The 22,198-nt window shown below is 42.9% G+C and carries 19 protein-coding genes; 4 read left to right on the plus strand and 15 right to left on the minus strand.

The features are described from left to right. Positions 1 to 249: 249 nt before the first annotated feature. From ABS301_RS02335 to ABS301_RS02370, 8 genes are all read right to left on the minus strand, one after another. Complete coding sequence (locus ABS301_RS02335) at positions 250 to 1,077, minus strand: alpha/beta hydrolase (protein ID WP_349670655.1); 828 nt, start codon at positions 1,075 to 1,077, stop codon at positions 250 to 252. Between the two features lie 243 nt (positions 1,078 to 1,320). Next, the gene (locus tag ABS301_RS02340; protein ID WP_349670656.1) at positions 1,321 to 3,240 is read right to left on the minus strand and encodes a glycoside hydrolase family 127 protein; all 1,920 of its coding nucleotides are present in this window, start codon (positions 3,238 to 3,240) and stop codon (positions 1,321 to 1,323) included. A gap of 75 nt (positions 3,241 to 3,315) precedes the next feature. Further along, entirely contained in the window at positions 3,316 to 4,614 is a 1,299-nt protein-coding gene (locus ABS301_RS02345; protein ID WP_349670657.1) for a sugar ABC transporter substrate-binding protein, read from the minus strand. Positions 4,615 to 4,710: 96 nt separating this feature from the next. Next, positions 4,711 to 6,492 (minus strand): cache domain-containing sensor histidine kinase, encoded by a 1,782-nt coding sequence (locus ABS301_RS02350; protein WP_349670658.1) that lies wholly within the window; start codon positions 6,490 to 6,492, stop codon positions 4,711 to 4,713. Between the two features lie 25 nt (positions 6,493 to 6,517). After that, positions 6,518 to 7,363 (minus strand): carbohydrate ABC transporter permease, encoded by an 846-nt coding sequence (locus ABS301_RS02355; RefSeq protein WP_349670659.1) that lies wholly within the window; start codon positions 7,361 to 7,363, stop codon positions 6,518 to 6,520. Next, positions 7,363 to 8,262, minus strand: a complete 900-nt coding sequence (locus tag ABS301_RS02360; RefSeq protein ID WP_349670660.1) for a carbohydrate ABC transporter permease — start codon at positions 8,260 to 8,262, stop codon at positions 7,363 to 7,365. The genes ABS301_RS02355 and ABS301_RS02360 overlap by 1 nt, the downstream gene beginning before the upstream one ends. 109 nt (positions 8,263 to 8,371) lie before the next feature. Next, positions 8,372 to 9,895: a response regulator transcription factor gene (locus tag ABS301_RS02365; protein ID WP_349670661.1), complete on the minus strand. Its 1,524-nt coding sequence runs from the start codon at positions 9,893 to 9,895 to the stop codon at positions 8,372 to 8,374. 80 nt (positions 9,896 to 9,975) lie between these two features. Beyond that, entirely contained in the window at positions 9,976 to 11,070 is a 1,095-nt protein-coding gene (locus ABS301_RS02370; protein ID WP_349670662.1) for a DUF2974 domain-containing protein, read from the minus strand. Positions 11,071 to 11,241: 171 nt separating this feature from the next. Between ABS301_RS02370 and ABS301_RS02375 the strand changes: the two genes are divergently transcribed. From ABS301_RS02375 to ABS301_RS02385, 3 genes are read left to right on the plus strand one after another with little or no spacing between them, the layout of a single operon-like run. After that, a complete protein-coding gene (locus tag ABS301_RS02375) occupies positions 11,242 to 11,583 on the plus strand; it encodes a GIY-YIG nuclease family protein (protein WP_349670663.1) in 342 nt (113 codons plus the stop codon). Positions 11,584 to 11,585: 2 nt separating this feature from the next. After that, on the plus strand, positions 11,586 to 11,723 hold the full coding sequence (locus ABS301_RS02380) for a DUF2087 domain-containing protein (RefSeq protein ID WP_349670664.1): 138 nt from the start codon (positions 11,586 to 11,588) through the stop codon (positions 11,721 to 11,723). A 17-nt stretch (positions 11,724 to 11,740) separates the two neighbouring features. Next, complete coding sequence (locus ABS301_RS02385; protein WP_349670665.1) at positions 11,741 to 12,409, plus strand: CatA-like O-acetyltransferase; 669 nt, start codon at positions 11,741 to 11,743, stop codon at positions 12,407 to 12,409. On the opposite strand, the gene ABS301_RS02390 is transcribed toward ABS301_RS02385, so the two are convergent. The 3 genes from ABS301_RS02390 to ABS301_RS02400 all read right to left on the minus strand — a co-directional run bounded on the left by ABS301_RS02390 (position 12,406) and on the right by ABS301_RS02400 (position 17,034). Then, the gene (locus tag ABS301_RS02390) at positions 12,406 to 13,380 is read right to left on the minus strand and encodes an SGNH/GDSL hydrolase family protein (RefSeq protein WP_349670666.1); all 975 of its coding nucleotides are present in this window, start codon (positions 13,378 to 13,380) and stop codon (positions 12,406 to 12,408) included. The genes ABS301_RS02385 and ABS301_RS02390 overlap by 4 nt on opposite strands. Before the next feature lie 118 nt (positions 13,381 to 13,498). Continuing rightward, on the minus strand, positions 13,499 to 15,274 hold the full coding sequence (locus ABS301_RS02395; protein ID WP_349670667.1) for an ABC transporter ATP-binding protein: 1,776 nt from the start codon (positions 15,272 to 15,274) through the stop codon (positions 13,499 to 13,501). A 2-nt stretch (positions 15,275 to 15,276) separates the two neighbouring features. Further along, on the minus strand, positions 15,277 to 17,034 hold the full coding sequence (locus ABS301_RS02400; RefSeq protein ID WP_349670668.1) for an ABC transporter ATP-binding protein: 1,758 nt from the start codon (positions 17,032 to 17,034) through the stop codon (positions 15,277 to 15,279). Positions 17,035 to 17,151: 117 nt separating this feature from the next. Between ABS301_RS02400 and ABS301_RS02405 the strand changes: the two genes are divergently transcribed. Continuing rightward, positions 17,152 to 17,976: a MerR family transcriptional regulator gene (locus tag ABS301_RS02405; RefSeq protein WP_349670669.1), complete on the plus strand. Its 825-nt coding sequence runs from the start codon at positions 17,152 to 17,154 to the stop codon at positions 17,974 to 17,976. 81 nt (positions 17,977 to 18,057) lie between these two features. Here the strand turns inward: ABS301_RS02405 and ABS301_RS02410 are convergent, their stop codons facing one another. The 4 genes from ABS301_RS02410 to ABS301_RS02425 all read right to left on the minus strand — a co-directional run bounded on the left by ABS301_RS02410 (position 18,058) and on the right by ABS301_RS02425 (position 22,189). Then, a complete protein-coding gene (locus tag ABS301_RS02410; protein WP_349670670.1) occupies positions 18,058 to 18,411 on the minus strand; it encodes a DUF4367 domain-containing protein in 354 nt (117 codons plus the stop codon). Continuing rightward, positions 18,412 to 19,104 carry a hypothetical protein gene (locus ABS301_RS02415; protein WP_349670671.1) on the minus strand — a complete coding sequence of 231 codons (693 nt, stop codon included), beginning with the start codon at positions 19,102 to 19,104 and terminating at the stop codon, positions 18,412 to 18,414. It abuts the gene before it with no gap. A 155-nt stretch (positions 19,105 to 19,259) separates the two neighbouring features. After that, on the minus strand, positions 19,260 to 20,645 hold the full coding sequence (locus tag ABS301_RS02420; protein WP_349670672.1) for a family 43 glycosylhydrolase: 1,386 nt from the start codon (positions 20,643 to 20,645) through the stop codon (positions 19,260 to 19,262). Between the two features lie 29 nt (positions 20,646 to 20,674). Continuing rightward, the gene (locus ABS301_RS02425; RefSeq protein WP_349670673.1) at positions 20,675 to 22,189 is read right to left on the minus strand and encodes a carboxylesterase/lipase family protein; all 1,515 of its coding nucleotides are present in this window, start codon (positions 22,187 to 22,189) and stop codon (positions 20,675 to 20,677) included. Between the last annotated feature and the right edge of the window lie 9 nt (positions 22,190 to 22,198).

Here is a 22,198-nt window from a genome sequence, read left to right on the forward strand (position 1 = left end):
GCTCATTACCATGTGAAGTTTTCGTTATTTAACAGAAAATCTGGTTTTACGCTAACTTCATCCTACACGGATCTGTGCATCATGGCTGCCTGAAATCGGCTTTGCAATGTCAGACAGCCTTCTCCTTACTTTGTAAGAGTGAGTTCACAATTCTCTGTTGTGTTGTGAACTTAACAGAGTCCTTACAAGCTACAAGGCACCCTGCCAATGTAAAACGCAGAGTGCCTTTTCTAATTATAATCAAATCCATCAAATATGTTTGCCAAGCCACAGTAAAATATCCGCAATAATCTCATCTCTGCACGGCTCATTTAAGATCTCATGAAACAGGTTTGCATAGATATGAAGGCTCTTATCCTTAGAACTTATTTCTTCAAATAAATCCAGGGAATCTTTTGCTGCAACCAGGCCATCATCAGCTCCATGAAGAATCAGAACCGGATCGGAGAAGCTTTTTATATTAGCCTTCAGCCACTGGACGCCTGCATATATCTGGTTAATCAGTCCGGTGCTGATCTCCTTTTCCACCAGCGGATCCGAAACATACGCCTCAATCACCTTTTTATCACTGCACACTCCATCTCCAAGCTGATTGGGCAAATAGGTATCATCCGGTGCCTCAATTGGAAACTGATCTCCCATAACAGGGTGATTGTAATGGGTCAGCGCACCAGAAGTAATAATTCCATCTGCCATTCCCGGATTCTTTGCACCAAACAGTGTTACTGTCTCCCCGCCCATGCTGTGACCAAACAGGAAAACTTTTTTATCCTCGCTCTCCTCTCTGGCAAGAGCAAGGATCTCCCCCAGATCGTCAGGCATCTCATTAAAATCTTTAAAATAAACCTTTTTCCCCTCTGATTTTCCATGTCCCCTCTGATCATACCGGTAAACGCTGTAGCCATTTTCGTTAAGCTTTTCCGTGAAATAATCGTACCGGTTTAAATGCTCACATAAGCCATGAGCAATGACAATCAGTGCTTTGGGATTCTCCACTGCATCTTTTTTAAATCTCAGTTTCGTGCCGTCGAAGGAAATAATCATTCTTTCCTCCTGTATTCTGTTTTCCCCATTCATAATACCTTCTCCTTTCAAATTTCCATGGATTTTAACGGTTGTATATCAGTAATTTCATCATACTACAAGGACTGCTTCATGGCAAGATCATATGATTTTACCCCTCCAGCCCAGTGAATTTTATAGCTCCGAAACAGGTTCGTCCATAGCTCAGAGAGCCAAATCCAAACATTCCCCATTCTACAGATATTTAACAGCCGCCCCCTATCGGATTCTATCCGGCAAGGGCGGCTGTGCTTACTTTTAACATTGACTATCTTCTCTGACCCACACACGCATTTCATTTTCGCCTCTGTTGGCCCAGCTGTAATAAGGAATCCATTTGATTTTCGTCTTCGTTTTCTTTTCTGCTGCATTACTCTTTCTATATAGCCCTTCTGGCTCACATTCTGCTTCTGTCTTCCAGCCGGAGGCAGTGAGTATTCCCACGCCTCCAAGCATGGCTGCATCAAATTCGTACTTAAACTCCTCCTGTTTTTCCACGGACAACAGGTGCAGATTCGTTCCATTATCCGCTTGTTCCATACAATACACAAGGGGGCCTCTGGAGACTGCAAATTTCCTCAGATCGTTTTCCACCAGGGGATTAGCATACCAGCGCTTTGCCTGCATATCCAGTTTCAATCGAATCGTATCTTCTTTAAATACCTGATTCACATAGATAAATCCGTCCTCTGCCTCAAAAACTGCACGTTCCTGATTGATCTCCACATCAAAAGTATCGGACCATGACGGTACCCGGAGTCCCAGACAGACACTGGCGGTTCCGTTGTAATTTAATTTTATGTCCACACAGCCCTCCCATGGATATCCGGTCTTTAATTCTATCTCCAGAATGCCATCCCCTATTTCAAATCTTCCCTTGCATTCCACAAAGAGGTTGACTAAAAGCTTATCTTTCTTTTGTACAAAAACATACTGCTCCACAGAAGCTAACAGCCTTGCAAGATTGGGAGGACAGCACGCACAGCCAAGCCACTGGGGACGAACGCATTTAACATGGCTCTTTCCGGGATCCTTTGATGATTTACCAGGAACCACCTCCAGAGGATTCACGTAAAAGAAATGTTTACCATCAAGAGCCACTCCGCCCAGCACTGTATTATAAAGTGCACGCTCCATTACATCCCCGTATTCTCCTTTTTCTTCTGACATCAGCATCCGGTATGCAAAGAACACCAGACCTACCGATGCACAGGTCTCACAGTACATGGTATCATTGGGCAAATCGTAGTCCAGAGTAAATGCTTCCCCGGAAACTGTGGAACCGATTCCCCCGGTAATATACATGCGCCGGGTTACAATGTTCTTCCATAACCGCCTGCACGCCAAAAGAAGCTTTTCATCTCCTGTCTCGCCCGCAGCATCCGCCATTGCAGTGCAAAGATAGACCAGTCTTACTGCGTGTCCCTCAGCAGTATCCTGCTTCAGCACAGGAAGATGAGCCTGATAATAGGTCAGAGGAAGATGCTTGGAATTCATCCCATCACATTCTGTTCCCCGCACCAGTAAAAAGTACTGAGCCAGTTTTAGATATCTTTCATTTTTTGTCAGCCGGTATAACCGCATCAGACCAATCTCAACCTCCTCATGACCGTCATAGCCATGAATCTTTCCTTCCTCATCTCCAAACACAGAATCGATGTGGTCAGCCAGTTTGCATGCAGTTTCCAAAACTTTTTTATTTCCCACTGCTTCATAATAAGCCACAGCTGCCTCCATAAAATGTCCGGCACAATATAACTCGTGGCTCTCCCACAGGCGTTTGTATTTCTGATCAGGTTCCTCAATGGTGAAGTATGTATCCAGATATCCGTCTTCTTCCTGGGCATTACTGATTAAGTCCACAACATCATCAGCCAGACACTTTAATTCTTTATCCATCTTCTCCCGTAAGGTATAGGCAGCCGCCTCCAGCCATTTATAAAGATCGCTGTCCTGAAATACCCAGCCATAGTGGTTCCCTTTTTTTCTTCCGGCCGCAATCCGGAAATTTTCAATCACATGGCTCTTTTCATTGGGAATGGAATCGTCGTTGCGCTCCCGCTCAATGTTGATTACTATTTCGTCATTTAAAACACTCCATTGATACGGAATCATCTCTTTCCGGATTAATTCCTTGTATCTGCTGAAAAATCTGTCCTGAATTTCTACCTGATTCATACTGCACCTCCTGATTTACCCTGCAAAGTGACGTCGGCATTATCAGCCGGCGCCACTTCTTTATTATATGTATTTTTATTTTTTAATAATACCATCAATCACAGCCTGGGCTTTTGCTGCAGCTTCCTCTGGCGTGCTTGTATCTGTCATTACCTCATTAAATGCCAGGGATATGGCATCCGAGATGTCCGGCCATTCCGGTAACGGACCTCTTGCATTTGCATACTGCATTTCCTCAACAAATGCGTCATATACCGGATCTCCCTTAAACTGCTTTTTAGCAATAACGGAATCAGAAGAGATATATCCCATTGCATTCATCATATAGAGGCAGGTCTCTTCGCTGGTGGCATATTTGAGGAACTGAACAGCGCCTTCCTCGTTGCCGCCTTTAATTACTGCATAGTTTTCTCCGCCCAGACCAGAAGCCTGTTTTTTATCCATTGGAATCGGAGCAACGTTCCATTTTAAATCAGGAGCTTCCTGGCGCATGGTAGGAACCTGCCAGGTTCCGTTAATCATCATGGCTAAGTTCCCGGAGATAAACTGATTCATGGTATCTCCCTGTGTCCAGTTGATTGCTTCCTTGGTCATGGCGCCGGAATCAACCAGTTTTTTTACCATGGTCAGTGCTTTGATTCCGCCTTCTGAGTTCATTTCGTAGGATGTTGCACCGGTTGACCATACCCAGGGAAGGAAGTTAAAGGTGCCCTCCTCGTTTTGCAGGCTGCAGTGTGCAAATCCTGAAACCTGGCCGGTTGTACAGGCTTTCGCCGTGGTAAGCAGTTCATCCCATGTGGTGGGAACCTTGCTTCCTGCTGCCTTTAACATATCCTCATTATAGAAAAGGAGCAGACAGTTGCTTCCGAAGGGAACTCCATACAATTTGCCGTCTAACGTACAGGAATTGACAGGACCGGGATAATAGGTGCTTACATCAAATCTTCCGGTTAAATCTGCAAAGATTCCCATGGCTGCATAAGAAGCATGATCCGGATTATCAAGAATTACCAGATCCGGAAGTTCATCAGCCGATGCACCAATGGAAAGCTGCTTTTTAAAATCAGCAAATGGTACGTACTTTGCCTGTACCTTGACTTCTTTTTGTGATCCGTTAAATTCTTCAATGATATGATTCAGTGCTTTCTGATGGCCTTCTGTCTCCCAGTAGTACCAGATTGTCACATCACCTGCGGCTTCGCTCTTTTCTGTCTCCGAAGCTTTTTCACCTGCGGTTGCTGCCGCTTTCTCACTGCTTTTTGCTGTTTCCGTTTTACTTTCCGTCGCTGACACCGCTCCGCTGCCAGAACTGCATCCAGTCACTGCTCCCCCAAGCATCGCCGCAAAAAGTAAGGCTGTCATTAACTTTTTCATGTTTTTCCTCCTTTTATTTTTTTGTTTCAACGACTTCATTATAACGGCAATGAAACCGGGAAAAAACTCAACAAATCTTAGAAAGGGTAAATTTTCTTATGTAGGAATTCGTAAAACAACTTCAGTTCCTGAACCTTCTGCGCTGGTAATCTCAATTTTCACCTCTTCTCCGTAATACATCTGAAGTCTGGTAATGGCATTTTCCATACCAATGTGAGACGCAGCATCTGACTCCCCAAAGATCCCCCTTCTGATCAGTTCCAGTTTATGACGTTCCATACCTTTTCCATTGTCACGAATCAGAATCCGTAATTCTTTCCCCTCCCTGCACATACTTACTTCCAGAACGTGATTGTTCTTTGTTCCTTCAAAACCATGAAGAATGGAGTTTTCAACAAATGGCTGAAGCAGCAGTTTGTGAATCCTCAGATCCATCACATCAGGATCTACATTGAGGCTGCAGGTAAAATTATTTTTAAGCCGAAACTGCTGTAAATAAATGTACTTTTTCAGCCAGTCAATCTCATCCCGCACAAAAACCTCCCCGCTGCTGTCCGCAATGGCGTAACGGAGTATGGTAGCGAGGGAGTTAATGGCATTGCTGATATCAAATTCATCCTGATCGATTGCCATCCAGTTGATGGTGTCCAGTGTGTTATAGAGAAAATGGGGATTAATCTGCGCCTCCATTGCCTTAAGCTCCGCCTGGCGCTGCATCTGCCCCGCCTTCTTTTCTTTTTTAAGTGCAGTTTCCAGCTTCTCCAGCATGTCATTAAACTGGACCGCTATGGTTTCGATTTCCACAGGCATTTTTCTGTCTGTCTCCACCCGGACCTTCAAATCCCCCTCCCGTGCCTTCTGCATGGAGGCCACCACCATCTTTACTGAGTCAATGAGACGGTCCAGTACCCCCAGTGTCAGCAGTACAGTGACCATAAGAAGGAGGAGACTTAAGGCTATAATCAGATAAATCTGATTGTTTAAATTCTTCATTAAGCTGCCCTGATCCATTACATTCACCAGATCCCAGCCCAGGGAATCATCGTGGTAAAGCCAGACCGAGGTATATCGTTCCTCGTACAGGTTCTCTTCCCGGATAAACTTTTTGCAGGCTTCCACTTTTGCCTCTAAGGATGTCCCTTTCCCATAAAGAACTTTTCCTATCTTTTCTGGCTGGCGGTAAGCAATAATACGCCCCGCCTCATCAATGATGAAATTAAAACTTTTCTCCTGATTCTGGGCCTGAACTTTGCATACGCTTTGAAGAAATTCCTTATCAAGACTGACAAGCACGATTCCATTTTCTCTGTTTAGATTTCTGTAATCGATAATCCGGTGAGCCAGATGCAGGAGATAGTAATCCTCATTTGCAAATCTGGTTCCGTATTCCGTGGGGAAAATATGGGTCTGATTATCCGAAGAAACCTTCCCATACAGTTCCTCCTGGGAAAGGCTGAAGCTGTTCATCCACGAATTCTCATAGGTAGACGCAGACAGCTGGTTGTACGTAATGCTAAGTCCCTTAGGGGTAATGATTGTTATGGACTTTATGTACTCTTTTGTATTGAGAAGTCCCCTTAAATATCTTCGAAGCTGGTTTTTTGCAACCGATGCATTCTGTTTCTGATCCAGCCGGTCCACCCATTCCACCACATCATCATTGGTATAAATCTGGAACAACAGATCCTCATAGGATTTCAGCCTGATGGTCAGATTATTATCCATCTGCATCAGGCTTACACTGGTCAGCTCCTGGGTATTCTTCTTTAAAGTAACTGAAATGTTGTAAAAATAGTAAAAGCTTAATACAAGAATGGGGATTGTAGAGGTCGCCCAGAAAAGACGGATTAATTTTTTCTTCAGACTCACTTTTTTCATAAGGCTCCCTCTCAATAAAAACAGATTATCCCTTCACTGCACCGCTTGTCATTCCCGATATAATGTACTTTTGCATAAACAAAAAAATCAGCGCCACGGGTATAATCGTTACAATGGCAAAGGCTGTTAAATAGCTCCACTTTGTGCCGTACTGCCCCATAAAATTAAAGATTCCCGCTGTGATGGGCCGTTTCTTCTGGTCCAGAATAAACGTCATTCCATAGGCTAAATCCCCCCAGCCGTACAGGAACGAAAAGATGGCACAGACCACCACTCCGGGCTTGGCAACCGGAAGCAGAATTCTTAAAAACGCCAGAAAGCGGGTGCATCCGTCTATGTAGGCGGCTTCCTCCAGATCTCTTGGAACGGAAGCAAAATAATTTTTCAAAATAAGAACGGAAAATGGGATTCCAAGGGTCGCATCGGATAAAATAGCAGACAGCCTGGTATTGTATATATGCATTCCCTTAAACATAATGAACATAGGTGTTAAGAGGACGGAAACCGGAAGCATCTGGGTTACCAGAAAGCACAAAAGCATACCATTTCTCCCTTTAAAGCGATATCTGGCTACCGCATAGGAAGCAGGAACAGCCAGAATTACCGCGATTAACATGGCACCCGCTGAGATAAGCAGGCTGTTTGCAAAGGAACGGAACATATTAAAATCCCCGTTTCCAACCTGGGCAGCATAGGATTTTGTATTTAAAACATGGGGATAAAAGGTGGGTGGAATCTGAAAGATTTCCTTTTCCGTTTTCAATGAGGTGATGAAAATCCAGAAAAGAGGAAACAGAAGCAGACACAGGATAACCACCGATACCAGACATAACAGGAATTCCTTTTTTCCCTTTTTATTTCCTTTCTCCATCACTCCATCTCCCCTTTCATCGTAATTTTCAAATAGACTACGCCTACCAGAAGTAAAATTACAAGCAGTACATTGGCAGCGGAAGATCCAAGGCTGTACTGGAACATCTCAAAGGATAACTTATAGGAATAGGTGGACAGTAAATGAGTGGAATTTACCGGTCCTCCCCCAGTCATTACATAGACCATATCATACACCTTAAAGGTATAGATAAATCCAAGAACAAGAAGTGATTCGATGGTAGTTCTCATCAGAGGAAGAGTGATTTTAAAGAATTTCTGCCTTCCGTTTGCACCGTCGATGGCTGCACTTTCATAAAGCTCCAGGGGAATGGTGGTAAGTCCTGTTGATATCAGAATTGTATTAAATGGAATTCCAATCCAGATATTGGCTGTAATCACTGCGGTCATGGCTGTTGACGGGCTGGTAAGCCACTGAATGTTCTCTGTAATCAGCCCTGCGCTTTTCAGGAAATAATTAATAATTCCTACATCAGTAGAAAACATAAACTTAAAAATCAAAGCAGTCACAGTCATGGGAATCATCCACGGTATCATAAGAAGCCCTCTCACCGGTCTGGCGAAGGAAAAATCATTTTGAAACAGAAGTGCCAGTGCGAAGCCAATGACAAATTGAACAACCAGGCAGCTGACCGTAAACAGCAGCGTGTTGAACATGGCCCTTAAAAATACGGGATCGTGCATCAGTTTTATGTAATTATCAAAACCAATAAAGTCTCTGGATCCACGGACCAGATTCCTGACCGTAACATTCTGAAGACTTAGAATAAGATTGCTGACAATGGGATAGCCCACAAAAAACAGCATATAAAGAAACGCCGGAAGCGCATACAGCAGCCCGATATTATCATATCGGAAAAAGCTTTTGATTTGTTTCACTGAAAATAGTCCTCCTTTTATTTATTTCCACTGAAATTATCTTACACTGTATCACCGCTTCTCAAAATACGGGAAACCTTGAAAAGGAGGAAAAACCTAAACGCTTTCCCTATTTTAAAGTCTTTCTGTAATCCGCCGGAAGCTGGCCTGTCATCTCCTTAAATACCTTGCTAAAGTATTTTGGATCGGAATAGCCTACCTTTGCTGCTATTTCATACAGCTTCATGTGGGTCCCGCAAAGCAGTTCTTTGGCCTTATTAATTCTGAAATTTTTCATATATGTACTAAAGGTCAGTCCCATCTCCTTATGAAACTGGGTTCCCAGATACTCAGGAGTGACATTGAGCTTGGACGCAATTTCATCCAGTGTAATACCGCTTTGATAGAATTCCTGTATCATGCTTCTGACCCGCCGTACAGTCAGATGTGTAACCTCTTTTTCTTCCTCCCGTGGTTTTATATAGTCAAACAGGAAATCCGCCGCTCCCTCCAGCTCTTCTCTCCTCTTTGCCTCCATAATCATCTCCAGGAGCTTTTGCTGCTTCAAAGACTCAAAATCGATACAGCCCAGTTCCTTGGCAATCCCCATGACCGCCCATAAAAAGCGGACATAACATTCCTTAATCTCCTTGGGAGCATAAATCTTACCGTCAAGAAAACTGTTATGGAATTCAGCCATAAGGGCTTTTGCCTTATCCCAGTTATCGGAGCATATCGCAACTTTTATTCTTGTTTCCAGTTCAATTGGATAGATGCAGGGCACCGTCTGAACATGGGTAATCTTCGGGTAGGAAATGAGAATTTCCTCATCAAAGGACAGATTCCAGTCCATATAGGGATTCAGACTGTCGAGCCCTTTTTTTAATTGTGCCACTCCCCCAACCTCTGTCCAGCCAAAGGTCATATACCTGGGTCTTTGTTTTAAAATCTGCTGCTGCAGCCACCGCTCCAGGTCATGGGCATCCTTGTAATGATAAAGAACCACCACCAGGGATTTTCTGTACATCAGGTCCAGAATACAAAATGACAGATCCGGATACATGGAGAAAACATGCCGTAACTGTTTCACCGCGCTTTCCCGCTCTTCCTCATGGCGGCTCCCCAGATACACATAAATTAAAATCAGCTTCTCAGCTTCTTCCATCTGATAACTGCGCTGCAGATAAGTGTTGATATCTGCGTCCATCTCCATGCGGCCGTTCATGAAATCATAGAGTATCTGCTCCAGCGTTCCGATCTTTGCCGGCTTTTCCTGCCTGTCCTTTTCCACCTGCAGTTCCACATGCTCCAGTGCCTGTGAGAAATCATTGAGGGATATGGGTTTTAGCAAATATTCTGTCACTCCAAGCTTCATCGCCTGACGGGCATATTCAAACTCGGAGTAGGCGCTTAAAACAATGGCTTTTGAAGTGATTCCTTCTTTCACCGCATTGTTCATCATTTCCAAACCATCCATCTTCGGCATTCTGATATCTGTTATTACAATATCAGGCTTTAACTCTTTTAACATCCGAAGTCCTTCTTCCCCATTCTCCGCTTCTCCCACGATATCATAATCCTGTCTCATTTTTCCTAAAAGCTTCTGGATCCCTTCTCTGATTCGTATCTCGTCCTCAACAATCAGTAACCTCATGCTTTATTCCCCTTTTAAAACTGCTTCCAGTTTTTCCCATTCATCTGTTGATTTCATATTACTTTAATCCAATAAAACTGTCAATCCTCCCCCTTTTCTGTGATGCTTTTTAATGCAGAAGAGGCCATGGTTTTCAACATTTTATGAATTAAAAACCTGGAATCCTCATCAAGATTTCTTACCCGGCCCATCATCAGCGGAATGTTTCTCTGCCATTCTGATCCGATCTGCTTGATATTTTGTGTATCTCCCGTATCCAGAACGGAATACAGCGCATTGACAAAATGTTCCCGCTCTTCATCGGAGACTGCTTCCAGCCAGTTATGCAGTGATTTGTCCATGTATTTGGCATTTTTAGTCAGTCGTTCTACATAAACGAAATGATCCCCTTCGATAATCCAGGAGAAGGGATCATGCTGCAAAAGGCCGGTTCTGTTACTTTTTACAATTGAAAATTGTTCCTGGCTCTCTAACAGCATGCCAATTACAGAGGACTGAGGTACGGTCTTTTCCACAATTTTTTGACTGCTTTCCAGTTCAAGGGCGTCTATGGCATTTTCCTTAAAACCCGGACCGTCGTGGGAATAAACCTTTACAATCCGATCCTTTAACTGCCTGTTTAATTTTGCATAAACATAAACAGCCAGATTCCCACCCTTGGAATGGCCGCCTAATAAAAGCTTTCCTTTAAAATTTGCAGCCACTTCTTCTACATAGCGGACTGCCTCCTCCTGAGACGGAACCGGGTATTTAAACGCCATGTTAAAATCTTCTTTCCACCCGACCAGAGTCGCATCTGTTCCCCGAAATGCAATATAAGCCGTATCTTCATTCAGAAAAATGGTAACAGCGCTAAACTGTTTTTCCAGAATACAGTCCTGTTCTTCCCTGTAAAAGCCAAGTGTCAGATTCCGGTAGCGGGGACTGGCAGCCATGGCAAATAATAGCCTTAAACTGTTTTCCTCATCCCAGACACGGCAAAACATCTCTCTAAAATGCTCTGCTTTCAGAAGGGAGCCAATGGTGGGAAGATTCTTATCCGGCACAAATCCCGGCACAAACGAAGAAAGACCAATATAGGAAAATTTGGAAAAAATAAGACTGTCTACAGAGTGAAATGGTTTCCTGCTAAAATCTGATAATTCGCTTTCTGCATAGTTAATGATATTTACCATTTAAAGAATCTCCTTGTTCTGTCATAGGCCGATTATTTCATTAGTATTTGCCTCTGTTTCCATTTTATGCTTATAACTCTACGAAGCGTTTATTGAAAAGATGTTGACCAGGAGCTACAATGATGTGGAAAAAGGCATCTGGCAGCCTGACACAAAAAGGAGGTGAATAAAATGGAAAGTTCAGCGAAAAAAGCGTTAAAAGACCAGTACAAAAACAGAATTATGACTGGAGGTATCTACCGCATACAATGCAGCAAAGACGGGTCATACTGGTTACGAACCAGTTTTGATATACAGGGTTCAAAAAACCGGTTTGCATTTTCCAGGGCAACCGACTCCTGTCCCGAACTATGTATGCTGAAAACCTGGAAGCAATATGGGGCAGATTCCTTTTCCTTTGAAATTGTGGAGGAAATCGAGAAAAAAGAGACGCAGACACAACGACAGTTTTCAGATGATTTAAACACACTACTGGAGCTGTGGAATGAAAAGAGAATGGAAGGAGAACAATGAACATGAAAGAAGTAAACTCCATCTGTGAGGAATGGCATACATTTGAAGATTACTTCCTGCTCCGAAGAGAACTGATAGACAGCGGCTTTCTATGCCGGGAACCCGATGGTTCCAGGTATTGGAAACCAGAATCAGAATAAAACAAAGGAGATTACAAATGTCAGACATAAACACTGCCTTTACTCCCATTGATTTTGACAGCTGGGACAGAAAACAGTATTTTTATTACTTTACAAAAATGCTGCCTACCGGATTTTCCATTACCATTGAGGCGGATATCACTAATACCTACAACATGGTAAAAGAGCAAAACAAAAAGTTTTTCCCTGCTTATTTGTATCTGGCTTCTAAGCTGATAACAGAACAACAGGAGTTTCGGATTGCCTCTATAGATGGAAAACTTGGTTGTTATGAGGTCTTACACCCTTCTTATGCAAGCTTTCACCCGGATGACAAGACCATGTCTAATATGTGGACGGAGTATGATTCCGACTTTCATACTTTTTATAATAATTACATTACGGACCAGAATCGTTTTGCCAATAGCCATGGGATCTTAGCAAAGCCGGATATGCCCCCTCAGAACAGTTTTATGATAGGAATGCTTCCATGGATTGAGTTTACAAGCTATACGCCGGTTCCTTATGCAAACAGCAGCTCCTTTTTCCCTGTTCTGGAAGCAGGAAAATTTATTGACAGAGACGGCAGAAAACGGATGCCGTTATCCATTACCGTTCACCATGCTGTATCAGACGGCTATCATGTGGGCTTATTTCTGGATAAATTTCAATCAGGTATGGCTGCCCCTGAAAAGTGGATGGATTAACTGGAAGCTTCTTTCTGAGATATATTGTTAAAATATTGCTCCAGTTCTTTGTTCCACTCACTGTAGTTTTTATCACTTCGATGATCTGTGAGTGGATAGTGGGCAGCCAGATAAGTGCCTAGATACTGGCTTAACTTTTCGGCTCCGCTTGTATTTAAGTGATCGCCTCCGTCTCTGCTGTCCTTATTCCAGTCTATCTTTATGTCCTTTGTAAAGAGGTTTAAATCAAGAAACGGAACTTTATTTTTTACGGCATAATCATTGACTGTATTATGACGGCTATAGTCCCAGTTTTTTGGGGAAGTAACCCCTACTAACAGCAGACTTATGTTTTTTTCTCTGCACAGATTTACAATTCTGTCTGTCCAAAATGTCACGGTCTGGTCTACTGACTCCCGCCCCTCTGATTGATTCATGTATTCTCCGCCCTGATAAGGCGCTACCTTTTTACTATGAAAATACCCTTTCATAACATCTTTTTGGTTAAAGTCCTGCTTCGGACTGAAATCACGGGCTGTGAGTGATTTCCACCTGTCATGATACTTAAAGACTGGCAGATAATACTGTGACATATATTCCAGTGCGTGATTTATTTCCGTTGGAACATTCCGGTTGTGATAAAATAAATCCGTTTCCAAAATTACAAGCTTGGGATTTTGCCGTTTTAACGCCTTCTTAAGCATATAATAGGCTTCCGCAGAACGCTGCCCGGACTGGCTGCAGACAAAGGATGTAATTCCACGCTCTTTCCACATTACCATGGGCGAGATTCCGGAATATCCTTCACTATCGCCCACAACAATCACATCCAGCGAATTTGCAGGTTCTGCCAGGACACCATATGCATGACTATCCCTGTTTGCAATTCCATCTTTCACTGTATTCCGTTTCGGTACAAACAAAATTGAACACAGAATTAATAATAGGAGAAGAATCCCCCAGAATCCGACAATTTTTCCAAAGTTTCTCATTTTAGCTCCACTTTTCTTTAATAACTAAAATAGATGAACAATCATCCCAAACTTCATTATACTAACTTTGCAAAAAAAATCAGCTAAATAAATCTTAACATTTCTGAAGATTATTATATCAACCGCACTGATCTGCAAACTGACTGTTATATAATTGTTGGTAAAATCCTTTTTTTAACAGCAGTTCTTCATGAGTTCCCTGTTCGATAATTGTACCCTGATTCATCACCAGTATGCAGTCAGCATCGCGAATTGTGGAAAGCCGATGAGCAATAATAAAACTGGTTCTTCCTTTCATCAGATGATCCATCGCTTTTTGTATCTCCAGCTCTGTCAGGGTATCAACACTGGAAGTCGCTTCGTCCAGGATAAGAAGAGGGGGATTGGCCAGAATCACTCTGGCTATGGTTAAAAGCTGCCTCTGCCCCTGAGATAAATTACTTCCCTCTTCTTCCAGAATCGTATCATATCCATCTGGCATAGTCCGGATAAAATGATCCACTCTGGCCGCTTTGGCAGCCGCAATTATTTCTTCTTTTTCTGCATCAAGAACACTGTAAGCGATGTTGTCCCTGATCGTACCTCCAAACAGCCAGGTATCCTGAAGCACCATGCCAAACTGTTTTCTTAATTCTGAACGGCTAAAGTCCATAATATTGATCCCATCCAGTGTAATCGTACCGCCATTAGTCTCATAGAAACGCATCAGAAGATTGACCAGAGTCGTCTTACCCGCACCAGTCGGGCCCACAATTGCCACCTTATCTCCCGCCTTTAAGTGAAGATTTACATCCTGCATCAGAATTGAATCTTCCTGATAGCCGAATCTCACATGGTTAAAATCAATGTCACCCTTAATATCCTCTGTTTTTTCCTGCCCTGCTTTATCAGGAATTTCTTCTTCCATGTCCATGATCTCAAAAAAACGTTCTGAGGAGGCAATGGCGGACTGCATCACATTCATGATATGGGCACATTCGATAATCGGCTCAGAGGAACGATCAAAGTACTGGACAAATGCCTGGACAGTACCAATGGAAAGCTTTCCCTGAATAAGATACAGACCACTCATTACAGCAATGAAAATATATCCGAAGCTGCTGATAAAACGTACCACAGGTGCGACAATATAGGTGGATACCTGAGCCCTATGACTGTCCTCACACAGTTCGCTGTTTATGATATCAAAATCCCCAATTGCTGTTTTCTCATACCCAAACGCTTTAATGACCAGCTGACCTGTAAAAGACTCTTCTATGTTGGCGTTCATATGCCCCAATGATGCCTGATATTTTGCAAAATTGTTTCTGGATCTGGTAGTGATCCATGATGTCAGAATTGCTGCAGCGCCTGCAACGGCAAGGGAGACAATGGTAAGCAGCGGACTGATCAGAAGCATCATGATAACTGCTCCTGCAACGGTCAGAAGCGCGGTGATTAACTGCCCTGCTCCCTCCCTGAGTACTTCCACCACCTTTTCAATATCATTGGTTGTCCGGCTTAGCACCTCCCCCTTTTCGGTGGCATCATAAAATCCCAGCGGAACACGGCCAAGCTTACTACTTAAATCATTTCTCATCTGAAGTCCTGCGGTCTCAGATACGGAGGACATCACGTACTGCTCTACATATTTCATAATAAAATTTATCAGATAAAGGACCATTAAACTACCAACATAACTGCCCACTGTCTGAACATTGACGTGGAACCGTGTTCCATGTGCAGCCGCTTCCTGAATTCCCATAAAAATAGAATCAATTGCTTTTGCCAGTACAAACGGTGCAGCAAGGGCTGCCAGCGTACTGAGAATGATGGAAGCCATTACAGCACTCATTCTTCCTTTCTGCCCCCCAAATAAATACAATATCAGCCGTTTTCCAGTATTCTTTTTCATAATTATACCACTTCCTTTTTAAGCTGCGACTCACTTAACTGGGAGGCCGCAATCTGTTTATAAGCGAGGCAATTCTTCATCAGCTCCTGATGGGTACCAATTCCTGCAATTTCTCCCTGATCAAGAACAATAATTCTGTCTGCATCAAGAATGGTGCTGATCCGCTGTGCAACAATGATAAGTGAAGCCTCTTTATTTTTAATTTCCTGCCGGAGAGCTTTCCTGAGTAATGCATCAGTTTTATAGTCAAGCGCAGAAAAACTGTCATCAAATACATAAATTTCTGGCTTTCGTACCAGCGCTCTGGCAATTGCAATACGCTGCTTCTGGCCTCCTGAGAGGTTGGTTCCTCCCTGGGCTACAAAAGAATCATATCCCTTTTCCATGGAAGATATAAAGGTATGAGCCTGGGCTGTTTTTGCAGCCTGAATTATTTCTGTATCAGAGGCATCTTCTTTTCCGTAACGGATATTACTTGCAATTGTTCCACGGAAAAGAAAGGTTTTCTGAGGAATAAAACCAATCCTGGATCTTAACTCCTTTTGAGACAAGTTCCTGATATCAACACCGTCAATTAAGATCTCACCCTCATCTACATCAAAAAACCGGGGGATTAAATTTGCAATGGTTGATTTTCCCGATCCTGTGCCTCCGATTATGGCAGTGGTTTCTCCTGCCTTTGAGGTAAAGGAAATCTTATTTAATACAGCCTCTTCTGCATTGGTGTAACGAAATGATACATTACGGAATTCAAGCTGTGCCCGAATCGGGGTCAAGGCGCCGCCCTGGGGCAAAGCGTTCTCCTTATCCTGTATCTCCGGCTCTAAATCCAATACTTCTTGAAGTCTTTCCCAGCAGGACTGTGCCCGTGGTATTTCCATGAACACCAGTATTGCCATTGTTACTGTAAATAAAATGATGGTCAGATATTCAATCAGCGCGAAAATGCTGCCGATTTGCATCATCCCTTCAGAGACCTTCACTCCGCCAAATAACAGAATACAGATAATTCCAAGGTTTGTTAACAATGTCAGAGTGGGTAAAAGAACAGCAAAAATTTTATTGGTCTCAATTGCAATATCACAATAATCCTTACAGGAACTGCCAAAACGCTCTTCCTCATATTTCTCCTTGTGGAATGCCCGGATCACCCGTACACCAGAGATTATTTCCCGAAGAATCCTTGTCAGATTATCCATTTTAACCTGCAGCTGGCGAAACAGAGGGATCGCCTTACTTCCTATGGAATAAGCAATTCCGCCTGTAATTCCAATGATTGCCGCCATTACCAATCCCATAGTTGCATTGGTTCGAAACGCCAGTACCAGACCTACCGCAGCCATGATGGGTGCAGGAAGAAGCATCTGCAATATCATCATGAAAGACCGCTGAATTATGGTAATATCGTTGGTACAGCGGGTGATCAGGGAAGCGGATCCAAATTTCTGATAATCGCTCATGGAATACTCCTGCGCCTTTACAAAAACTGAACGGCGTAAATCTCTGGCAAAACTGGAGGTGACCTTTGATGCATATACTGCTGACGCAATATAGGTTACACCACTTAAGACGGCGACCAGCAGCATCAGCCCTCCCATTTTGTAAACATAGGGCATATCACCCTTTAAAGCTCCATCATTTATAATCTTTGCAAAGACGCCCGGAAGATACAACACACAAATATTGTTCATCACTGTAAAAAGTACAGCACACACCGCTGTCCACTTATAAGGCTTCATCAAATGTAATATTTTTTTCATATAAACTCCTGCTTTCCCTTAAACTTTCATCATCTAACGCTCACGTCATTGACAAATTCCTTATCGTGTGACATTATAACGTATAGTGTAACCCGATAGTCAATAGGAGAAATAAAAATGATTCATGAGCAATATCTTACGACCAGTGAATTCGCCAAAGCGTGCGGAGTAACGAAACATACGCTGTTTCATTATGATGAAATCGGCATTTTGAAACCGGAATATGTGAATGAGAAAGGCTACCGCTTCTATTCTTTAAAACAATTTGCAACATTTGACATCATTGAAGTACTGCAAAAAGCAGGGACGCCCCTGAGCGAAATCAAAGAATATTTAGAACATAAAAGTCCGGCACGGTTTCTTTCGGTTGTGGAAGAAAAAAGGAAACAACTGATATTAGAACAAAAGAAGCTGAAAAGGATGGAGAAGCTGCTTCAAACCACCTATGATATGACGAAAAATGCGTTAAGTGTTATCTGCAATGTCCCTTATACAGAAAATCAGGAAGAGGATTATTATATTGTAGTACCTTTGTCCAGCAACGGTGCCGAAAATGAAGATGTGAAAAAAATGGGGGAGCATTATGAATATTGTGCCGCTCATCAGATTGAGCTCACTTATCCATTTGGTACAATCACCAGAAAATCTGATCTAGAAAAACAGATATATGACAGGCCTGCATACTTTTATAATAAATTAGGGAAAAAATGTATCGGAGAAAAAGTACACATAAAACCCAGAGGCAAATATGCTGTTATTAATCATAAGGGTGCATATGATATGCTGCCCAGATCCTATGAAACTCTGGCAGACTATATTAACAATTCTAATCTGCAGATTGCGGGAAATGCCTACGAACAGGAAATACTTAGTTATCTGGCTGCAGAAGATCCTTCCGAGTATATCATACAGATTGCCATCAAAGTTGTATCACAGGACTAAAAGGAAAGGTGCCGCTTAATTGTTAATTTTGCGGCACCACCTTCTTTAATAGTTCCCTCTGTGTAATAATCACTTATTTTATTACCTGATACTTTCGATCATATGAATCATATCTGTTTTCTCAATACCGTTTTCTCCAGGAGTTACCGTAATGGAAAATATAAAATCCCCGTTGGTCCAGAGTGCATTGCTTACCATGCCGCCATTCCCCTTAATTACAACCTCCAGGTCATCAATCATGATTGTGTTTTTTTCGTCGTATACGTTGTAGTCACCGCTGATGTCTTGGATTTCTTTGCCTTTCTTCGCCTGACGGAAAATTATTTCATTCTCACCATTCTTATATATAATCTGAACCAAATCGCCCTTAATCGCCTGAATTAAACTCTCTGTATAGCCTTCTGGAATTTTATCCGGTGCTGTATAACTAGTCAATTAATCAATGAGAGAATAGATCTGGATACTTGACACTTTCTTATTTTTTATATGAAAGTTCATTACATTTGCGTAATCTTCTTCCTCAAAGCGGAAATCGTCTTCCTCATTGCTTAATTCTCCACCTATTAAATTACCTTCCGGATAAGCTTCTTTCAATGTTTCAAAGCTGTCTCCCACTTTGACGTTTCTCACGGTCGTATATTGGGAACCGTTTATTTCAATCTGATAAATATATGACTTGTTATTTTCTCCTGCATCAATGGTTTTAATCACAAGGCCTGGATAAAGGTACTGCTTCTCTGTCTTACCTGTGAGCTGATCCATGTTTAATCCATCTGAAGAAGAATACGTATGGGTTTTTGTGTCTTCCGCTTTTCCAAGCATGCCTTCCATCTTTTGGTCATCTGTAAAGTCCAGAAGGGCGATTGTTTTTCCATTGTAAATGAAACCCAGCTCCTTTAACGATTCTTTTGTTGCATTTTCAGAATCACCCATAACAGTGGATTGGGCTGCTGTGGAGGGAGCTTTTGTGGATTCGGTTTTGATTTCGGTTTCGGTACTGACTGATACTTTTGCGGGAGCAGTTGTCTCATCTGGTGATTTTACTCTGTTCTTTCCGCAGCCGCTCAATGCACCCACACATAATACCATAAAACCGGTAATAACGGTTATTTTTATTAATGCTTTCATTGCTACTCCTTTCAATCAGTTAAGTTCTTTTTCCACTTATTGTACCCGTTATTCCCACTAATTAACAAAGGTTTTATAAATAGCCTTACAGAAAAAAACGGCTGCAGTTAAGTACCGTTCTGCAGCCGTTTTCGTTATTTAATTAATAATTTTAATCACACCAATGAGAAGGATAATAAACTTGCATTTCCATTTCCCCTGTAAGTCAGATAAATTGCCTGTTTCCCTTCTTCCAGTTCCAACTCAGCAGAGTAGTCTTCCCACACATTGGTGTACTTTATCTGTATCGTGGCAAGAATTCTTCCATCCCATGCATGTTTTACTTCAAAATACCCAGCTGCATAACCTCTCGTTGTAATGGTGATACGCTTACAATCTCCACATTCAAAATATTTAAATCCAGCTGTAACTCCATCTGTTATATTGGCAATGTATCCTGGCTCTTCGTCTCCATCCCTGCCATCCTGCATGATCTTTGGAATGGGGACTTCCGATTTTTGCTCCGTCTGAAATAGATTGCACGCCAGATAGGCACCGTAATTTCCCGACCCCGGCAGAACCCCTCCCATACCGCTGGTTGTAATCTCCACCTGTGGGATCTTTCCGTCTTCCAGAATCGTAACCGGCTCTGCGCATCCCTGGCGGCTGTACCAGGTTCCATTGGTATGCCTGTGATAAAAAATATACCATCTACCCAGAATTTCTACCAGACTTCCGTGATTGTTAGCTGCAAATGCCGTGTGCATCCTGGCTGGTTTATATGTATCAATTCCCTCATCACAATTGCTGACAATCACTCCCCCATAAGTGAATCCGCCTACCGGACTGTCACTGACTGCGTAGCACAGTTCGTGCATGGCTACGGAGGAATAGATGAAATAATAGGTATTGCCTTTTTTTCTGATGGAAGGTGCTTCAAAGAACTCATGACCCTCAAAACCGGTACCTGCACTATAAGGCTTACTTGGTGCGATCACAACAGGTTCTTCTAAAATAGTTACCATATCATCTGCAAGCACTGTCACCATGGCGCCATATCTGGTATCATCCTGGGGACCGCAGAAACCGCAGTAGAGATAGATTTTATTATCTTCTCTTAATACTCCCGGGTCGAACTGGGGCTGGTCACCCGGCCGCTCTCCCAGACGCCCCCCACTGCGATCCTTCACATATCCGTAAAACTCATATCTGCCTGCCGGAGTATCACAAACTGCAACCGATACTACCGGAACCTTATCAAGGACATAGTAAAGATAATATCTGCCGTCAGATCCCACGACCACATCCGGCGCATACAGACACATCTTTCCCTCTTTGTTCATGGGATCACTTGTTTTTGGATAAATCACACCTTCATACCGCCAGTTTCCAAGATCATCCACTGGCGCAGACCAGCAGACGTAATCTCCCAGGCAGAAAACGTAACCATTAAAAAAATCATGGGAACCATAAACATACACTCTGTCCCCAAACACATATGGTTCCCCGTCGGGAATATATTCCCACGAGGGCAAATAGGGATTCACTGCATATTTTTTCATCTTATCTCCATTTCTGCAATCACCTGTTGCTATACGAATTTTTCCTTCAGCCTGTCTAATAAAAATTTCATCAGTTCCTGCTCATTCTGCTGATTCATAGCAATTTTCTCTGTGGAAAACAAAATTCCATCTGGGTTTTCATTTGTAAACGGCTGCCACACTGGCATCGGCGTTCCATCTGCATCGTCTCCGTTTGGATCGCCAGTCTTTATAAAATTCGTCCAGTAATTTGCCATACATCTCGCCAGATCGTAATGCTTTCCTTTAAAAGGCCTCCAGCATTTTGCAAGTGTTTCAAAAAAGAACCATAAATCCACGGAATGAAAATTCCCCGGATGATCCCAGCCTGGAATATCCGCATCAAAGGTATAATAATAGCAATTAACCGGATTGCCACTTTGGGCATTTTTATGAAATAATCCCTTTACGGCAAACTCAATACTGCTTACGGAACCGGTATTTCCTTGTTCATCCTTCTTTTCATTTCCCAGCAGACGAAGAAATTCCTCTTCCCGTCCAGGAAACAGCGTTTTTATCATTTCCATTAACTCCTCATCGGAATCTAAATGAATGGAATCAAAAAATTCATCCGAGGTGTTACCCGCCATAACGGGAACCATGGCTCTCTTATTTTCCATAAAACGCTGATAGGAATTACCAAAACAAAATACTTCGTCTATGACAGTTCCCATAAAGCCGCCAAACTGTTCATACTTTTCATGCAGCAGCTTTCCGTCCATGTCCCTTGCCTGAGCCAGATCTTTTACACCGATAAATTCAAAGAATTTCTCACCAGTTTTTTCTGCATCGGTAAGTGAATGGCTGAACGGATCGGAATTTTGGTCGTATGGGCGGCAGAAAACTCCGCTTAACACGATTGCTTTTTGATACAGACCTTCACTTTTTGGCGTAGTCAGATGGGTCATTACACTGCCGCCCCCCGCTGACTGCCCTGCTATGGTTATATTTTGGGAATCGCCTCCAAATGCCTCAATATTTCTGACAACCCATTTTAATCCTGCCAGCTGATCCAGATGGCCAAAATTAGCCGGAGCCTCTGGCTGTGTGGCAGTCAGTTCCGGATGGGACAGGAATCCAAACAAATTCACCCGGTAATTAACGGAAACCACAATGACCCCTCTCCTGGCCAGTCGCTCTCCGTCAAATTCCATCTCTGCGGTATATCCGCATTGCAGCCCGCCTCCAAAATACCATACCAGAACAGGAAGTTTCTCATCTGCTTTCTTTGCTCCGGTCCAGATATTCAGATACAGGCAGTCTTCACTCATTGCTATTTCCGGATCCACATGCCATTCTCTGTCATAGATATTATCACTAAGCCCTGGCACTCCCTGCATGGATATGGGCCCAAACCGGAAACAGTCCCGGACTCCTTCCCAGTTCTCACATGGCTTAGGCTCCCTCCATCTGTTTTCTCCTACCGGCGGTGCTGCAAATGGAATTCCTTTAAATGCAGTGATTCTGGGATCTGCTGCCTCAATTCCTCTTACCAGTCCATTTTCCGTTTCTGCTATGCGAATCATAATAGCCCC

It is taken from the genome of Lacrimispora sp. (genome assembly GCF_031982545.1).
Lineage (GTDB): Bacteria > Bacillota > Clostridia > Lachnospirales > Lachnospiraceae > Lacrimispora.

What these genes read in the sequence shown, in the direction of transcription:
- ABS301_RS02335 (WP_349670655.1), bottom strand. Translation starts at nt 1,077, where the DNA reads ATGAATGGGGAAAACAGAATACAGGAGGAAAGAATGATTATTTCCTTC.
- ABS301_RS02340 (WP_349670656.1), bottom strand. Translation starts at nt 3,240, where the DNA reads ATGAATCAGGTAGAAATTCAGGACAGATTTTTCAGCAGATACAAGGAA.
- ABS301_RS02345 (WP_349670657.1), bottom strand. Translation starts at nt 4,614, where the DNA reads ATGAAAAAGTTAATGACAGCCTTACTTTTTGCGGCGATGCTTGGGGGA.
- ABS301_RS02350 (WP_349670658.1), bottom strand. Translation starts at nt 6,492, where the DNA reads ATGAAAAAAGTGAGTCTGAAGAAAAAATTAATCCGTCTTTTCTGGGCG.
- ABS301_RS02355 (WP_349670659.1), bottom strand. Translation starts at nt 7,363, where the DNA reads ATGGAGAAAGGAAATAAAAAGGGAAAAAAGGAATTCCTGTTATGTCTG.
- ABS301_RS02365 (WP_349670661.1), bottom strand. Translation starts at nt 9,895, where the DNA reads ATGAGGTTACTGATTGTTGAGGACGAGATACGAATCAGAGAAGGGATC.
- ABS301_RS02370 (WP_349670662.1), bottom strand. Translation starts at nt 11,070, where the DNA reads ATGGTAAATATCATTAACTATGCAGAAAGCGAATTATCAGATTTTAGC.
- ABS301_RS02375 (WP_349670663.1), top strand. Translation starts at nt 11,242, where the DNA reads ATGGAAAGTTCAGCGAAAAAAGCGTTAAAAGACCAGTACAAAAACAGA.
- ABS301_RS02380 (WP_349670664.1), top strand. Translation starts at nt 11,586, where the DNA reads ATGAAAGAAGTAAACTCCATCTGTGAGGAATGGCATACATTTGAAGAT.
- ABS301_RS02385 (WP_349670665.1), top strand. Translation starts at nt 11,741, where the DNA reads ATGTCAGACATAAACACTGCCTTTACTCCCATTGATTTTGACAGCTGG.
- ABS301_RS02390 (WP_349670666.1), bottom strand. Translation starts at nt 13,380, where the DNA reads ATGAGAAACTTTGGAAAAATTGTCGGATTCTGGGGGATTCTTCTCCTA.
- ABS301_RS02395 (WP_349670667.1), bottom strand. Translation starts at nt 15,274, where the DNA reads ATGAAAAAGAATACTGGAAAACGGCTGATATTGTATTTATTTGGGGGG.
- ABS301_RS02400 (WP_349670668.1), bottom strand. Translation starts at nt 17,034, where the DNA reads ATGAAAAAAATATTACATTTGATGAAGCCTTATAAGTGGACAGCGGTG.
- ABS301_RS02405 (WP_349670669.1), top strand. Translation starts at nt 17,152, where the DNA reads ATGATTCATGAGCAATATCTTACGACCAGTGAATTCGCCAAAGCGTGC.
- ABS301_RS02415 (WP_349670671.1), bottom strand. Translation starts at nt 19,104, where the DNA reads ATGAAAGCATTAATAAAAATAACCGTTATTACCGGTTTTATGGTATTA.
- ABS301_RS02420 (WP_349670672.1), bottom strand. Translation starts at nt 20,645, where the DNA reads ATGAAAAAATATGCAGTGAATCCCTATTTGCCCTCGTGGGAATATATT.
- ABS301_RS02425 (WP_349670673.1), bottom strand. Translation starts at nt 22,189, where the DNA reads ATGATTCGCATAGCAGAAACGGAAAATGGACTGGTAAGAGGAATTGAG.